Origin of the sequence: Vallitalea okinawensis (assembly GCF_002964605.1) — a bacterium.
Lineage (GTDB): Bacteria > Bacillota > Clostridia > Lachnospirales > PQDH01 > Vallitalea_A > Vallitalea_A okinawensis.
On sequence record NZ_PQDH01000010.1, the window covers coordinates 133,210 to 150,458 of the forward strand.

The 17,249-nt window shown below is 34.7% G+C and carries 14 protein-coding genes; 12 read left to right on the top strand and 2 right to left on the bottom strand.

What is annotated here, in order from left to right; all coding sequences use genetic code 11:
• The first annotated feature begins 58 nt into the window (after positions 1 to 58).
• The 5 genes from gcvT (at position 59) to lpdA (ending at position 5,908) form a co-directional block, all read left to right on the top strand.
• On the top strand, positions 59 to 1,168 hold the full coding sequence (gcvT, locus tag C1Y58_RS21795; RefSeq protein WP_105618808.1) for a glycine cleavage system aminomethyltransferase GcvT: 1,110 nt from the start codon (positions 59 to 61) through the stop codon (positions 1,166 to 1,168).
• Between the two features lie 66 nt (positions 1,169 to 1,234).
• Entirely contained in the window at positions 1,235 to 1,621 is a 387-nt protein-coding gene (gcvH, locus tag C1Y58_RS21800; RefSeq protein ID WP_105618810.1) for a glycine cleavage system protein GcvH, read from the top strand.
• Between the two features lie 51 nt (positions 1,622 to 1,672).
• The gene (gene gcvPA, locus C1Y58_RS21805) at positions 1,673 to 3,022 is read left to right on the top strand and encodes an aminomethyl-transferring glycine dehydrogenase subunit GcvPA (RefSeq protein WP_105618811.1); all 1,350 of its coding nucleotides are present in this window, start codon (positions 1,673 to 1,675) and stop codon (positions 3,020 to 3,022) included.
• On the top strand, positions 3,019 to 4,476 hold the full coding sequence (gene gcvPB, locus C1Y58_RS21810) for an aminomethyl-transferring glycine dehydrogenase subunit GcvPB (protein WP_105618813.1): 1,458 nt from the start codon (positions 3,019 to 3,021) through the stop codon (positions 4,474 to 4,476). Before gcvPA ends, gcvPB begins: the two co-directional genes overlap by 4 nt.
• A gap of 49 nt (positions 4,477 to 4,525) precedes the next feature.
• On the top strand, positions 4,526 to 5,908 hold the full coding sequence (gene lpdA, locus C1Y58_RS21815; RefSeq protein ID WP_105618815.1) for a dihydrolipoyl dehydrogenase: 1,383 nt from the start codon (positions 4,526 to 4,528) through the stop codon (positions 5,906 to 5,908).
• 69 nt (positions 5,909 to 5,977) lie between these two features.
• On the opposite strand, the gene C1Y58_RS21820 is transcribed toward lpdA, so the two are convergent.
• Entirely contained in the window at positions 5,978 to 6,664 is a 687-nt protein-coding gene (locus tag C1Y58_RS21820) for a Crp/Fnr family transcriptional regulator (RefSeq protein WP_105618816.1), read from the bottom strand.
• 127 nt (positions 6,665 to 6,791) lie between these two features.
• On the opposite strand from C1Y58_RS21820, the gene C1Y58_RS21825 reads away from it, so the two are divergent.
• Complete coding sequence (locus C1Y58_RS21825; protein ID WP_105618818.1) at positions 6,792 to 7,214, top strand: DMT family transporter; 423 nt, start codon at positions 6,792 to 6,794, stop codon at positions 7,212 to 7,214.
• 8 nt (positions 7,215 to 7,222) lie between these two features.
• Positions 7,223 to 7,684: a DMT family transporter gene (locus C1Y58_RS21830; RefSeq protein WP_105618820.1), complete on the top strand. Its 462-nt coding sequence runs from the start codon at positions 7,223 to 7,225 to the stop codon at positions 7,682 to 7,684.
• A gap of 81 nt (positions 7,685 to 7,765) precedes the next feature.
• Here C1Y58_RS21830 and C1Y58_RS21835 read toward each other — a convergent pair whose 3' ends face one another.
• A complete protein-coding gene (locus C1Y58_RS21835) occupies positions 7,766 to 8,590 on the bottom strand; it encodes an AraC family transcriptional regulator (protein WP_105618822.1) in 825 nt (274 codons plus the stop codon).
• A 135-nt stretch (positions 8,591 to 8,725) separates the two neighbouring features.
• Between C1Y58_RS21835 and C1Y58_RS21840 the strand changes: the two genes are divergently transcribed.
• From C1Y58_RS21840 to C1Y58_RS21860, 5 genes are all read left to right on the top strand, one after another.
• Positions 8,726 to 10,966, top strand: a complete 2,241-nt coding sequence (locus C1Y58_RS21840) for a glycoside hydrolase family 2 protein (protein WP_105618824.1) — start codon at positions 8,726 to 8,728, stop codon at positions 10,964 to 10,966.
• 156 nt (positions 10,967 to 11,122) lie between these two features.
• Positions 11,123 to 12,751, top strand: coding sequence for a response regulator (locus tag C1Y58_RS21845; RefSeq protein WP_105618825.1), 1,629 nt, complete (start codon positions 11,123 to 11,125; stop codon positions 12,749 to 12,751).
• Positions 12,752 to 14,536 carry a cache domain-containing sensor histidine kinase gene (locus C1Y58_RS21850; protein WP_105618827.1) on the top strand — a complete coding sequence of 595 codons (1,785 nt, stop codon included), beginning with the start codon at positions 12,752 to 12,754 and terminating at the stop codon, positions 14,534 to 14,536. It begins immediately after the preceding gene.
• On the top strand, positions 14,533 to 15,507 hold the full coding sequence (locus tag C1Y58_RS21855; RefSeq protein WP_105618830.1) for a substrate-binding domain-containing protein: 975 nt from the start codon (positions 14,533 to 14,535) through the stop codon (positions 15,505 to 15,507). Before C1Y58_RS21850 ends, C1Y58_RS21855 begins: the two co-directional genes overlap by 4 nt.
• A gap of 144 nt (positions 15,508 to 15,651) precedes the next feature.
• Positions 15,652 to 17,148 (top strand): sugar ABC transporter ATP-binding protein, encoded by a 1,497-nt coding sequence (locus tag C1Y58_RS21860; protein WP_105618832.1) that lies wholly within the window; start codon positions 15,652 to 15,654, stop codon positions 17,146 to 17,148.
• Positions 17,149 to 17,249: the final 101 nt, after the last annotated feature.

A 17,249-nucleotide genomic window follows, 5' to 3' on the forward strand; every position in this document is an offset into this window, starting at 1 on the left:
AGTAATTGAAGTATGCAAATCTAGTAAAACGTAAAAAATCATAAAGGAGGGTATTCAATTGGATAATACAAAACGAACTTTTTTGTATGAAAAGCATTTAGAACACGGTGGAAAAATGATTGATTTTGCTGGTTGGGCATTACCTGTACAATACAAGGGATTAATAGAAGAGCATGATGCAGTTCGTCAAGCTGCGGGTCTATTTGATGTAAGTCATATGGGAGAAGTATCTGTCATTGGTAAAGAAGCAGAAAAATTTGTGAACTATCTAGTCACTAATGATGTAGAACCAATGGTAAATGGTCAAGTGATCTATACACCCATGTGTAATGAAAAAGGTGGCGTCGTTGATGATCTCTTAGTCTATAAGTTCAATACACAAGAATATTTACTAGTTATCAACGCAAGTAATACAGAGAAAGACTATGAGTGGATGCAAGGCTTATCTAAAGACTTTGATATTAAGCTAGAGAATATATCAGATAATTATGCTCAGATTGCGCTTCAAGGACCTAAAGCAGAAGAGATCCTACAACCCTTAACAGATTTGAATTTAAGTGAATTAACATTCTATACATTTAAAGATGAAACGACTATTGCAGGCAAAAAGGTATTAGTTTCTCGTACAGGATATACTGGAGAAGATGGCTTTGAAATCTATGCCAATAGCAAAGAAGCACCTCAATTATGGTCAGCCATCATGGAACAAGGGAAAGACAAAGGACTTTTACCAGCAGGATTGGGTGCTAGAGATACTTTACGTTTCGAAGCTTCACTTCCTCTTTACGGTAATGAATTAACAGATAATATAACGCCATTAGAAGCTGGACTTGGTATGTTTGTGAAGTTGTATAAGGATGATTTTGTTGGCAAAGAAGTTCTTGCAAAGCAGAAAGAGGTAGGGCTAAAAAGAAAAGTCATCGGTTTCGAACTTACGAAGAAGAGTATTACAAGACACGGTTATCCTATTTTAGATAGTGAAGGAAATAAGATTGGTGAAGTAACAACAGGATACTATTTACCATCCATTGATAAAAGTATAGGTATGGGACTTGTTGATATTGACCATGCTAAACTAGGAACAGAGATTAGTATACAAGTACGAAAGAAGACAGTGGATGCTGTTGTAAGAAGTAAACGGTTTATGGAAAAGAAATATAAGAAATAAGCTTGAAAGTATATTTAATAAAGAACTTAAAGAAGTTAATTAAAAATAAATAAGGAGGCGTTGATAATGAAAATTGAACAGGGATTATATTATACTACTGACCATGAGTGGATTAAGGTTGACGGTGACAAAGCACGAATTGGTATAACTGACTATGCTCAAGATAAGATGGGTGATATTGTTTTTGTTGAGTTACCAGAAGTTGATGAGACATATAGTGAGGGCGACGTATTATGTGTAGTAGAGTCAGTTAAGGCGGCATCAGATGTATTTATGCCATTGTCAGGAACAGTTACTGAAGCCAATGAAGAGCTAGAAGATGCACCTGAATCATTGAATGAAGATCCTTATGGAAATTGGATAGCTGAAATCGTTGAATTTGATACAGAAGCTTTAGAAGAAATGATGTCAGCTGAAAAGTATGAAGAATTTATAGGCAGTCTAGACGATTAAAAAAGAGAATTTGATTCATTAATGACATGTTAAAAGAATAGGGGGTATAACATGCATCCATATCTACCACACACGGATGAAGACATTCAACAAATGCTAAAAAGTATCGGGGTAGAAACAATTGAAGAATTATTTCATGATATTCCCGAGGAAATAAGACTAAAAGAAGAATTAAAAGTACTAAAAAGAAAAAGTGAATTTGAAACACGTAAAGATTTAAAAAATATGAGTAACCAAAACATTAACTTAGATGGAGCAACATGTTTTCTTGGGGCAGGAGCATACGATCACTATATTCCATCTACGATTGCTCCTATTGTATCAAGATCTGAGTTCTTTACAGCTTATACACCTTACCAACCGGAGATAAGTCAAGGTACTCTTCAAGTAATTTTTGAATATCAATCCATGATTTGTGAATTAACTGGGATGGACGTTTCAAATGCTTCACTCTATGATGGAGCTACAGCAACTGCAGAAGCAGCTTTTATGGCTTGTGGTCAAACAAGACGAAATAAAGTGATCATGTCATCAACGGTTCATCCTATGGTAAGAGATGTGGTAAAGACATATCTGGATTACAAAGATATAGAATTAGTAGTTATCGATGAAACTGAAGGAAAAACGGATGTCGAAAAAGTTTTAGATTCTATTGATAAGACAGTTGCAACGGTTATTATACAGAGTCCTAACTTTTATGGAAAGCTAGAAGATGTCGAAAAGATTGCTGAAAAATTACATGAGAATAAAGGATTACTCATTATGAATGTGGATCCGATTAGTCTAGGTATCTATAAGAGTCCTGGCGCATGTGGTGCTGACATCGTAGTTGGAGAAGGTCAGTCATTAGGTAATCCTTTGAATTTTGGTGGTCCTTATCTAGGATTTATAGCTTGTAAGCAGAAATTTATGCGAAAATTACCAGGTCGTATTGTTGGTCAAACAGAAGATGTTAATGGTAAGAGAGCGTTTGTTCTTACATTACAGGCTAGAGAACAGCATATTAGAAGAGAAAAAGCTACATCTAATATCACATCCAATCAAGCACTATGTGCATTGATGGCTACAATTTACTTAGCAACCATGGGGAAAGAAGGTCTCAAGGAAGTAGCAAGTAATTGCATTAAAAAGGCTCATTATATGGCTGAGAGGTTACAAGGAATTGAAGGAGTAGACGTTCAAATGAATCAGCCCTTCTTTAAAGAGTTTGTGATTTCCATCGATTCTGATAAGACAATAAAAGCAATCAACAAACAGTTACTTGAAAAAGGTTTTATTGGTGGTTATGACTTAGGAAAAACATCACCTTTATATGAAAATAAAATGCTCTTATGTGTAACGGAGAAACGTACACGTGCAGAGATTGATCAATTTGTCAAAGAATTGGAGGGGATCTTATGAAATATGAAAAAGTAATATTCGAGTTATCTAAAAAAGGACGTAAAGCCTTTACCCTTCCAGAAGATGAGTTTCCAGAAGTAAATATCAATGAATATATTCCAGAGCATTTAGGACGTCATGAGTTAGATTTACCTGAAGTATATGAGGTAGATGTCATACGCCATTATACGAACCTCTCCAATAAGAACTTTGGTGTGGATACAGGATTTTATCCATTAGGTTCCTGTACAATGAAATATAACCCAAAAATAAATGAAGAAACATCAAGTCTACCAGGTTTTGCCCATGTACATCCTCTACAAGAAGAAGAAACTGTTCAGGGTTCTTTACAGTTGATGTACGAATTACAGGAATCTCTTAAAGAAATTACAGGTATGGCAGAGGTTACTTTGCAACCGGCAGCAGGTTCACAAGGTGAGTTAACGGGACTTATGATCATGAAAGCTTATCATCGTCAACAAGGTGATGAGAAGCGTAAAAATATCATTGTACCAGATTCGGCTCATGGTACTAACCCAGCAAGTGCTACCATGGCAGGCTTTAAAGCCGTTCAGATTCCATCTAATCCTAAAGGTACCGTTGATATCGAAAAATTGAAAGAGGTACTTAACGATGAAACGGCGGGTCTTATGTTAACCAATCCTAATACTTTGGGTATCTTTGAAAAGGATATTGTGACTATTGCAAAGATGGTGCATGATGTAGGTGGTCTACTTTACTACGATGGTGCCAATATGAATGCTAACATGGGGATTACTCGACCAGGTGATATGGGTTTTGATATCGTTCATCTTAATCTTCATAAGACATTCTCAACACCACATGGTGGTGGTGGTCCAGGAAGTGGACCTGTAGGTGTCGTGGATAGATTAGTGAAATACCTACCTCAACCAATGGTACAGAAAGTAGCTGATAGATATACATTAGATCATGAAAGTCCAGATTCCATTGGATCATTGAAAAGTTTCTACGGCAATTTTGGTGTCTTAGTTCGAGCGTATACTTATATTAAGATGATGGGAGCAGAAGGTCTCAAGAAAGCTAGTCAATTAGCAGTATTGAATGCTAACTATCTAAAAGAAAACTTAAAAGATACTTATGTTCTTCCTATAGAAGGGGTATGTAAGCATGAGTTTGTTTTAGCTGGACTTGGTGATAATGAACATCATGTTATTACCATGGATGTAGCTAAAAGACTAATTGATCATGGCTTTCATCCACCAACTATTTATTTCCCGCTTATCATTGAGCAAGCTCTAATGATTGAACCTACGGAAACAGAAAGTATTGAGAATCTTAATGCTTTCATTGATGTCATGAAAAATATTGCTAAAGAGGCAAAAGAAGACCCAGATGCATTACATGCAGCACCAATAACCACACCTGTTGGTCGTTTAGACGAGGTAAAAGCGGCTAGAAATCCAGTACTTAAGTATAAAGACTCAATCCGCTGACATTTATTAAGAAGTACGTAGCTACTTTTCTCAGAAAGAGGTGGAAGAAATGAAAGATATAACCTTCATTGGCGGTGGTCCTGCTGGTTATGTAGGAGCCATCCGCGCAGCTCAGTTAGGTGCTGATGCATGCATTATTGAAGCAGATGAACTAGGTGGTACCTGCTTGAATAGAGGTTGCATACCAACAAAAGCATTGTATCGTAATGCTGAAGTTATAGAGTTGATCAAAAAGAGTGAAGAATTTGGAATTAATGCAGAATTACTTGAAATTAATATAGATATGATTCAAAAAAGAAAGGAAGATGTAGTAGAAACCCTAGTAAAAGGTATTCATCATCTTCTTAAGAAAAATAAAGTAGAAGTAATCTATGGTAATGGTATTTTATTAGATCCACAATCCATTAAGGTGTTACGCAATGATGGTGAAATTGATGAAGTAAAATCAAAAAATATCATCATAGCTACAGGATCAAAGCCATTCCTTCCACCAATACCCGGATGTACAAGAGAAGTCGTTAAAACCACTGAAGAAATGCTAGCTATAGATTGCATACCTAATCGAGTAGCTATCATAGGTGGTGGTGTTATTGGTATGGAATTTGCGTGTATTCTTAATAGTTTTGGATCTGAAGTGACAGTTGTGGAAATGATGAATAATATTTTACCAACTGTGGATAGTGGCATCAGTAAACGCTTGAAAGTCATGTTGAAGAAACGTGGTATTAAGTTTATGACTGGAACCACTGTCAAAAATATTCGAGATGAAGTTGATGTCAAAGTAATTACAGTTGAGGATAAAAAAGGTGAACATGAATTAATAGCTGAAGAAATTTTAGTATCCACAGGTCGGGTACCCAATGTGGATAAATTGGGACTTGACGAAATAGGTATTGTATATGATGGTAAGGGCATAAAAGTTAATGAAAACTACTCAACCAATATCGATCATATTTTTGCAATCGGAGACGTTAACGGTGAAAGCATGTTAGCTCATGCTGCATCTTATCAAGCTGTTAAAGTTGTAGAACATCTTTTAGAAGATAAAGATGTGGTACCTTCACCAGTGCCAGGTTGTATTTTTACTTCACCAGAAGTAGCAACAGTGGGTATAACTGAAGATGAAGCCAAAAAAGAAGGGTTAGCCTATGTAACCAATCAGTTTAACTTCTCTGCTAATGGCAAAGCACTTACCTTAGGAGAAGGTGAAGGATTTGTTAAAGTGATAGCAGATAAAGAAAGTCATCAAATTCTCGGTGTTCATATCATGGGACCACATGCATCTGACCTCATTAATGAAGGGATATTAGCTGTGGAAAAAGGATTAAAAGCTGAAGACTTTACATCTATCATTCATCCACATCCAACACTGGGCGAAGCTTTCCATGAGGCAGTTTTAGGCTTAATTGGTGAAGCGATTCATCAAGTTTAAACGTAATTGAATAAATAATTTTAAGATATGCAGGAATTAAAGAGATAGAGTCTCTTGTTCCTGCATTTTTTAATCTTTATAACTGGAATTAACTAAACTTTTCAATTTGTCTTCGTTTAATATGATAATTTTATTTCTACTTTTGGCAAGAATACCTTCATCACACATTTCCTTAAGAGTTCGTGAGAGATGACGATAAGTCGTTCCCAACATCTCGGCGATATTACTATAGGAAGAGGGGAGAATAACTTCTTTTGATGACTCTTCTCTATGGGCTGCTATATAGCTGGCAATACGATTTTTAACAGGATAAAGTAGATTAGAAGAGCTGTAATAGGATAGTGTGAAGAGCTTTTCTCCTAGACTTTTATTAAGAAATTTAACAAAATCAATATTATCTTCATAGTGTTTCCTTAGATAATCCATAGGTATTGCTAGGCAATGACAATCAGTTAATGCTTCTACATTAGCACTATAGGGGCTAGGTGATAGAAACTCAATATCCCCCATAACATTTAAGGGAAAATAAAAGCGCAATAATAGACTTTTACCATTATTCAATAAAATAGATACTTTAGCTTTTCCCTTTACTAAGAAATAGAAATAAATGATAGGCTCTTCAAGTCTACATATAAATTCGTCCTTTTTAAAGCAATGGATTTCAAAATGATCTAAAGTGGACTCCTTAAAGATAGTATTTAGGCTATAGATTTCTAAATAATTTTTAACGGTTTTTGTGTTTTTAACTTTTTTCATAATAATTCTCCTTACAGGACATATGTCCTAATTCATTATACCACAAATATGTTAGAGTTAAGCAGTGAGAGATATGATTAAAATGCAGTCAAATACAATGTTGATTATATAGAATGGGGGAGTGGTTATGTACAAAGGTTTTGCATTATTAAATGGTGTACTTATCGCTATTATGATTGCTCTAAATAGTATGTTATCCATGGCGACAGATGCGTTCATTTCTTTACTTATTATCCATGGAGTTGGTTTAATAACAATTAGCCTAATTATACTATTTAAAAGAGTTAAGTTGGTTTCATTAAAGGGTATTCCATTTTATTTATTACTTGCAGGAGCCATAGGTGTTATAAGTGTATTCCTTAACAACGCAGCATTCATTTCCATTGGTGCAGCGTTAACAATAGGTTTAGGACTTTATGGTCAACTTATTGCATCCGTAATTATTGATCATTTTGGTTTACTAGGTATGAAAAAAATACCATTAAATAAAAAGAAACTTATTGGATTTGCTATTATGGCATTTGGCATTCTAATTATGATGATGGGGTAGGTGATTATATGTTTTATTTTTTAGCATTTATAACTGGGATTATTGTAATTATTACCATTATTCTCAACGGGAATTTAAGTAATCGCATTGGTTATCACCAAGCCACATTGATTAATTTTATTCTAGGGATACTTTTTGCAGCCGTACTCTATTTATTGTTTGATTGGGGCAATACGACAAATTTGAAAGACATCCCTGTTTACCTGTATTTTGGTGGAGCATTTGGCGTAGCAATAGTCATTTTAAACAGTGTCGTTGTCATAAAAATATCCGCTGTCTATACAACTGTATTAGTCTTTGTGGGGCAGTTATTTGCAGGGATCCTTATCGATTATTTACGATTTAAAACCTTAGAGTGGGGTGATATTATAGGAGGTATCATCATTATAGGAGGGGTTTGTTTTAATCTATACTGTGATCAAAAAAGTAGTGACCAAGAGACAGAAAAGAATTTAAAGCTTGCTAAGTAGATATTAACTTTATTTAAAATATATGAGCACATGCTGATGTTTTGGATATAATTCCAGTAATATTAAGCATGTGCTTTGTTATTAATGAATATGCAACTGCCTGAACTGACCAGGTGTCATACCAACTAATTTCTTAAATAGCTTACCAAAATAACTAGGGCTGTCAAAGCCCACTGTTCTACAAAGTTCATTAAGATTTAAGCCAGGGTATTTGATCATTAGTTCTTTACTTTTGTTAATACGTGTAATATTGATATACTCAAATGGTCTTAAATTAAGATTCTCTTTAAAAAGTGTGCATAAATACTGTGGTGTAACGTCGATTAGAGAAGCTAAATGATCCATTGAAAATGGGCTGCTATGGTGACGATCAATATAGTTCAAAACAGGTTCAAGTCGGTTGAAGTGTTGTTGGAGTGATACATGATCTAAACGTGTAACATGTTTAACTAACTCCAGTAAAAAGTTATAGAGATAGGCAGAAACCTCTACTTGCCATAGAGCTTTATTGGATTCAACGATTTTAAAACAATTAATGAGCATATTATGAAGAAAGTTACTGTTTTTCATAATATACACATTTGTTTCAGTAAGTCCTATCAAGGACAAGATATCAGATAGTCCTTTTCCATTGAAGCCTATCCAGCTTGTTTTCCATGGTCTTTCAATTGGATAATATTCATGAGGTACATCGGGATAAATAAACATACCGTGAGAGGGGGTGATGGTATACTCCTTGCCACGAAGAATAAGACGCCCTTTTCCGGTTTCGCATTGTATCCATTGATAGGTTGGGTAACCTTGTAATCTTTTAATTCCGTTTTCCTCAAAATCGTATCCAATACAAGATAGACAGATTGGCAAATTTGAAATTTCCTCCGTTATAGTGGGGAAATTGGAATTCATGCTGAATCACCTCACATTAATATTGTTATAGTTATTTTCAAATCCTTAGATAGTTTAACCCTTCTGTATATATTATAATATGAATATAAAACATAATCAAAACAATATTCATGATTTCAAGATACGGAGGTTAATATGGGAAGATCAATTATATCACTCAATCAAAATTGGTTATACAATGAAAATTTTAAGGATGAATATATATTAAATGCTCATGATAATGATGGGTTTGAAAGCATTACATTACCACATATGAATAAAGAAATTCCTTATAATTATTTTGATGAAAAAATGTATCAGTTTATATCTTGTTATAAAAAAATTTTTTCAGTACCTAAAGAACATGAAAATAAACAAATCTATATTGATTTTGAAGGTGTGATGACTTATGCAGAAGTCTATATCAATGGTCATTATTTAGGTGAGCACAAAGGTGGTTATACACCTTTTAGCTTTAATTTAACGAAGTATATACAGTTTGGGCAAGAGAATTGCTTAACTGTTAAAGTAGATTCACGAGAAAGAAATGATATACCACCCTTTGGTTTTGTTATCGATTATTTGACATACGGCGGTATTTATAGAGAGGTATCATTAAGGGTTGTGGACAGTATCCATATAGACAACATTTTTGCTAAACCTCAACAGGTTTTAGAGGATAGAAAAGGATTAGGGGTAGATGTTTATCTTAAGCATACTTCAGAGAATCCAAAGAAAGTATTAGTAAAAACTACCTTGACGAATAAGGAAGGTCAGAAATATGGAGAAGCCATTAATGAAGTTGAGATCAATGGATCAGAAATGAAAGAAAGTTTATCCTTATCAGATCTAGAAGGCATTCAACTCTGGGATATTGATACGCCTCATTTGTATGATGTTCGAGTGGAGATTTTAGAGAATGATCAAGTTATAGATTGTCATGAAACTCGAGTTGGTTTTAGAAGTGCAGAATTTACTTCAAAAGGCTTTTATCTCAACGGAAGACGAGTTAAAATTAGAGGCCTCAATCGCCACCAAGCTTTTCCGTATGTAGGTTATGCCATGCCTAAGAGAGCTCAAGAAAAAGATGCTGAAATACTAAAGAATGAATTACATCTTAACTTAGTACGAACCAGTCACTACCCACAGTCTGTACATTTCCTTAATCGTTGTGATGAGATAGGTCTGTTGGTTTTTGAAGAAATACCAGGCTGGCAGCATATTGGTGATGAGGCATGGAAGAAAGTTGCCTGCGATAATGTTCGTGAGATGATCGAAAGAGATTGGAACCATCCATCTATCATCCTATGGGGAGTACGTATTAATGAGTCAAAAGATGATCATGATTTCTATGTAGAATCCAACAAAATAGCTCATGAATTAGATCCTACAAGACAAACTGGTGGTGTCCGCTGCATTCGTGATAGTGAACTTCTAGAGGATGTTTATACCATGAATGATTTTATTCATGGGGATCAAGAGAGAGCGCTTAGACCACAACAAGAAGTAACTGGTATAAAAGAAGATGTACCTTATATGGTAACAGAGTATAATGGTCATATGTATCCAACGAAGCGATTTGATCAAGAGGAGCGGATCAACGAACATGTACTGCGTCATGTTAGAGTTCAAAATCGAGCTGCTCTAGACCAAAGCATTAGCGGAGCCATCGGATGGTGTGCCTTCGATTATAATACACACTATGAATTCGGTTCAGGTGATCGTATATGTTATCACGGTATTATGGATATGTTCAGAATACCTAAGTTTGCTGCCCATGTATACAGTAGTCAAGTTAGCCCTGAAATAGAGCCTATTCTAGAGCCAGTAACACTTTGGGCAAGAGGAGAACGTGATCGTTGTGGTGTTTTACCTATGACGGTATTGACTAATTGTGATCGCATAGAAGTATATCATCTGGGTCAAAAGGTAGGCGAATATACACCTGACAGAGAGACATATCGAGGTTTGGAATATCCTCCTGTTGTAATTGATGAACTGGAAGTCAAGCAAGACTGGGGTTCAAGTTGGAATGATCTTCTGCTTTTAGGGTATGTTGGTGACAAGGAAGTTATACGAAAAGAATACGCAAAGAATCCTATTGCAACTGAGTTGATTGCTGAGGTAGATGATACTGAGTTAAATTCAGGAGATATGGATGTAACAAGAATCCTATTCAAGATGGTAGATCAAAAGGGCAATATAATACCTTATATCAATGAAATCCTCAGCTTAGACATAGAGGGTATGGGTAAGATAATTGGACCTAAGGAAATGGCACTCATTGGTGGATGCATTGGTGTATGGATAAAAACAACAGGTGAAGTTGGAACAATCAAAGTAAAAGCTAGATGTTCCAGGTTTGAAGCTAATGAGATTAAAGTGGATGTTAGATAATAACTAATACACAATAAGGCTATATAATGATATGAGTGAATGAAGAGTGAAGTTGATTGAATAAAGACTTCACTCTTTTTGCATCATTTAACTACTCCTTGTATATTCGTTTTCTACGTTTTATAATAGTGATTATAGGCAAGGAGGGGTGTTTTTATGTATAATGTTCTGCTTGTTGAAGACGAAGAAATGGTTAGAAAAGCCATTATTCAAATCATCGATTGGAGAAAACTAGGATTTAACCTAGTAGGAGAGGCAAGCAATGGGGAAGAAGCATTAGAGGTTTTAGAGAAGGAAAAAGTTGATTTAGTACTTACGGATATTTGTATGCCCTTTATGGATGGGTTAGATTTATCAAAAGCTATAAAAGAATCTTATCCCAATGTAAAAGTTGTTATTATTACTGGCTATAACGAGTTTGAATATGCCAAAAAAGCTGTTGAATACAACGTATCAAAGTATATATTAAAGCCATTGACAGCTGATGAATTAAGGGATAATCTTCAAGAAATTAAAGAAGAGATGGACAAGATAACCATTGATGATAACTATATTCAAAGCTTAAAAAAGGAATTTCTAAATAGTCGAGGTATTTTAAAAGAGCAATTCTTCAATCTACTTTTAGAAGAAAAGTTAGGAGAAAAAGAGATAGAAGAAGATATGAAACAGTTGGAAATCTCTTTTTCAGGTAATGAACATCGGGTAGCATTATTTAAAATACTAAATCCTGATAAAGTTAAGTGTATTTTTGGTGAAGAACATATCAAATTGATTAATTTTGCAGTTTTAAATGTTACCAGAGAGATTTTGGATACGAATAAGATACCTTATCATTGCTTTCACCACAGAAAAGAATACTTTGCTATTGTGTTATCTAAAGATGCTTATATGTCAAGAGAGTACTTTAAGGGGATCATGGAGCAAGTGTTAGAAGAAATCAGTGATAAACTTCAAATATTTATACATGCACAAGTAGGAGTAGGTGTCGGAGAGGTTTATGAACAATATAATGAGTTAAGGTATTCATTTATGGAGGCTAAGAAGGCTTTAGAATACAGTGAATTTACCGGTGATGGTGCGGTGGTTTTCATTAAAGACATCGTGGATAGGAGCGAAAAAACCCAAGAAGATTTGACGGTACTGATAAAAGAAGTATCTATGTCTTTACGGTTTTGTGATCAAGAAAGTGTGGTTTGTCACTTAAAAGAGTTCACCGAACTACTAAAAGGTAGTGGATTGAATACCTATGAAATACGTACACGTGCTACCAGTCTAATGGTACAGCTTTTACAAGTTTTTGAAGAAATAGTGGAAGAGAAAGATTATCAAGTCTTACCAGATACACAGCATTTTTTCACTAAAATTTTTCAACTACAAACATTGGAAGAAATAGGGGCTCATATTTATCAAATATGTGATATAATGATGGGGAAGATGCTAGAAAGCAGGCAGAATACTAAGCAGAGAATTGTTAATCAAGGATGCTTATTATTAGAAAAAAACTTCTCAGATCCTAATTATAGTCTACAGGATATTTGTAATACGTTGTACTTAAGTACCAGCTATTTTAGCAAAATCTTTAAGTCTGAAACAGGTAAAACCTTTAAAGAGTATTTAACCCATCTAAGATTAGAAAGAGCAAAAGATCTCCTATTATCCACAAGCTATAAGACTTATGAAATCGCGGAAAAAGTAGGTTATAAAGATGCACATTATTTTAGCTATCTCTTCAAGAAAAATACAGGATATACAACGAAAGCTTTCCGAAATCAGGAGGCTGATTAAATGAGAAGGTTGTTCAGTAAATTAAAAGATAGTTATAGTAGAAAAAGTATCCAATTCGTCATAACAGTTAGTTTTGTATGTCTTATATCGCTGGTTATATTCGTTCTGGGAGCTATCTCTTATTTTGCAACTAGTGGTGTTGTAAAAGAAAACTCGGGAGATTATGTAGTACAATTAGTGGACCAAGTCAATCGTAATATACAATATTATATTGATAATGTTGAAGTTATTAAATACAATATCTATTATGATCATGATATCAATAAGTATTTAATAAATAAAAATACCGTTGATGAGGAAAACCTGCAAAATTACCTGAACAATTTCGTGACTGCAAGAGCTGATATAGCAAATATATTTATTTTTACTGAAGATGGTAGATATCTAGCTAACGATGCTGATATTGAACTTAATCCTAATTTTGACCCCATTAAAGAAGAATGGTATCAAAAGGCAATTGAATCCGAGGGGTTAGTCGTATCTACTTCAAGGGTTCAGAATATTATTAATGGTCAATATAATTGGGTTATATCTTGTAGCAATGCTTTAAGAGATGAAAATAATGAAGTCTTAGGTGTATTATTGATTGACTTGAACTTTAATTTCATTGAGGACATGTGTAGCGGTATAAAACTTGGTAATAAGGGATACGTTTTTGTGTTAGATGAAGAGGGAGATATCGTCTATCATCCTAAGCAACAGTTAATCTATAGCAATTTATACAATGAGCCTATAGTGGAATTATTGGACTATGAGGATGGTAATGTTATTTTAAAAGAAAGTGGCGAGCAGAAACAGTATTCTATTAGTTCCATTGAAGGTTTAGGGTGGAAAGTTATTGGTGCAGTTTATATGGATGACTTATTAGCTTATACACCAACACTTCAGAGTTATTTTGTCATGTCCGCTATAGTGGCTTTAATTATTGCTGTGACCTTAGCTATTCTTATATCAAGACAGATTCTTCATCCGCTGAAAGATTTAGCAGATGCCATGAAGGTCATTAAAAAAGGTGATTTCACTGTTCAGATACCAGTTGAAAAAGGAAATGAAGTCGCAGAGTTAAGTCGCACATTTAATAGTATGGTAATAAGAATAAAAAACTTAATAAAAAAGATTAATCAAGAAGAACAATTAAAGCGTAAAAATGAATTAAAAGCTCTTCAAGCACAAATTAATCCTCATTTTCTCTATAATACATTAGATGCTATCATATGGATGGCGGAATTAAAGGATTATGAAAGTGTTAAGTTAATGACATCTTCATTAGCTAAGTTATTCCGCATTAGTATCAGTAAAGGAAAGCAGATTATTCCTGTGGGGCAAGAAGTAGAACACATCAAAAACTATCTCAAAATACAAAAAATGCGGTATGGTAATAAGCTTGATTATGTATTGGATTTAGGTGAAGGGGTAAACGATTACTATACAGTGAAACTCATACTGCAACCCATCGTGGAGAATGCCATTTATCATGGGATTAAGTATAAAGAGGGAACTGGTATGGTACGAATAGCCATCTACGATCAGCAGGATGTCTTAAAGTTATCCGTGAGTGATGATGGCATTGGTATGACAGAAGATGAAATCACAAGAGTATTAAATAAAACGATGGAGAAGAAGGGGTCAGGTAGTGGTGTAGGCATGAGCAACGTGGATGAACGTATTAAGCTCTACTTTGGTGATGACTTTGGTATCACCATCAAAAGCGAACTGGATGAGGGAACAGAAGTTGTAATAACTATTCCTAAAATATCTATGGAAGAAGGGGGACAAATTCAGTGAAGCAATCTAAGTGGAGGGTTATGACCATCTTAATTGTACTTATATTAGGCTGTTTATTTTTCTTACTTTCCTTGGGACGGCAGAGGACACAGGTTTATTACTTTATACCTAAATCCATTGATAGTGATTTTCAGTTTTGGCAGACTGTGATGGATGGAGCAAAAACAGCATCTGATGAATTGGGGATAGAAGTTCACTATAGAGGACCAACTTATGAGACAGATGTAGATGAACAGATTCGTATATTGTATGAAGTGATGGAGGAGGAACCTTCAGCTATTATTTTATCACCAGCGGATCAAGAAGCCCTTGTGGCAGTATGTGAGGCTATTATGAAAAAAGGAATAACTTTAGTCCTTATAGACTCAGATGTATCTATTGAGGCTAATAAAAGCCTTATTCAAACGGATAATATAGCAGCAGCCAAAATAATCGCTGAAGATTTAGCCAAAGGCATGGGGTACAAAGGAAAGGTAGCTATATTTTCCCATGTAGAAGGAACATCTACTGCTATTCAAAGAGAAGAAGGGTTTCGTAAGCAAATGGAACTATATGATGATATATTTGTCTTAGATGAAACTTTTTATAGTGATGGAGAAGAATTAAAAGCATATGAAAAAACCCTTAAGTTTTTAGACAGATATCCACAAGTTGATGCTATTTTTGCAACAAATGAGAAGACTGCCATGGGGGTTGGTAAAGCATTAAAAGAGTTACATCTTCAAGATGATATAATATTTGTGGGTTTTGATGCAGAAGCTACACAGGTTCAGTATATTGAAGAGGGTACCATGTATGCATCTATGGTACAAAAGCCCTTTAATATGGGTTATTTAGGTGTGAAAGAAGCTTATGCAATTAATGTAGAGGGAAAAGAACCAGAAGTGATTGATACAGGTTGTGCTTTAATTAAAGAAGAAAACCTATTTACACCTGAAAACCAAAAACTACTCTTCCCATTTGTTGAGTAAAATTAGTCTCTTAGTTAAAGAGGCTATTTTTTTTAACTTTTTTGAGAGGTTTTTTAATTTTTTATAAGCAGGTATTTTTATATAATATTAGAAAAGACAGTAATGCAAGAAATAACTGAAAAAGTAGGCTTGGAGGTGTAATGAATGACGCGGTGTTTAGTCAAAATGGAGGGGATTGACAAGAGTTTTCCTGGGGTAAAGGCTTTGGATCAATGTCATTTTGAACTACAAAAGGGAGAGGTACATGCTCTAGTGGGTGAAAATGGTGCGGGTAAATCTACCCTTATGAAAATATTGACAGGTGTTCATAAGAAAGATACAGGAACTATTACATATAAAGGTGAAATCATAGATATACAGGCACCTAAAATGGCTCAAGATATGGGAATAAGTATTATTCATCAGGAATTGAATTTGATGCCTGACTTAACTGTGGCTGAAAATATATTTATCGGACGGGAGCCTAAGAAAAGCATTAAGATCTTTCTGGATGATAGAACTTTAAATGAAAAAACATCTGCTTTATTAAGAGAGATGCATATCGATATTCCTAGTGATACAAGAGTTGAGGATCTAACTGTAGCTCAACAACAAATGGTGGAGATAGCGAAAGCACTTTCCTATGAATCTGAGGTTTTGATCATGGATGAACCAACTGCTGCATTAACAGAGAGTGAAATTGACGAGCTCTTTAGAATCATAACAAAATTGAAGAAGCAGGGTGTTGGCATTGTTTACATATCTCATCGAATGGAAGAACTTAAAAGGATCTGTGATCGTGTTACAGTCATGCGTGACGGTTGCTATGTTGATACAAAGCACATGGACGAAGTAACCATAGATGAAATCATAAATATGATGGTAGGTCGAGAAATTTTTGACTCAGCATCAAATGAGACATTCTATACGAGTGATGAAGTTATTCTTGAAGTTAAGAATCTTAACCATGGTCATAAAATTATTGATGTTAATTTCCAACTAAGAAAAGGTGAAATTCTTGGTTTCGCAGGGCTTATGGGTGCAGGACGAACAGAAGTAGCTAGAGCAATATTTGGTGCAGATAAAATGGATTCAGGTGATGTCTACGTAAATGGTAAGAAAGTATCTATTCAATCGCCTAAGGATGCTGTCAAACATCATATCGGCTACTTATCAGAAGACCGTAAGAGATATGGATTAGTTTTGGGGTTAGATATTGAAACCAATACAGTAATGGCTAATTTTAAAGATTTTATTAATAGTATTGGATTTGTTAAGACTAATAAAACAAAAGAAGCTGCTATGAAGCAAGTAGAAAATATAAGAATTAAAACACCAGGGATCAACCAAAAAGTTAAAAATCTTTCTGGTGGCAATCAACAGAAAGTTGTTATTGGGAAATGGCTAACAAAGGATTGTGATGTATTGATTTTTGATGAGCCTACACGAGGTATTGATGTAGGTGCCAAAGGTGAAATCTACAAGCTTTTAAATGAACTCGTTGCTCAGGGTAAATCAATTATTATGATATCTTCCGAGCTTCCTGAGATTCTTCGAATGAGCCATCGAATCATCGTTATGTGTGAAGGTCGCATTACAGGTGAATTAGATAGAAATGAGGCTACACAAGAAAAAATAATGCATTATGCAACAGCTAGATAAGACACTAACCCAACTATTTGCACTTACATTTTCATTCCTTTCCCTAGTACAAAGCGGTATTAGCCGCTTTGTGCTCACATAGGAGAATATTATAATTCATT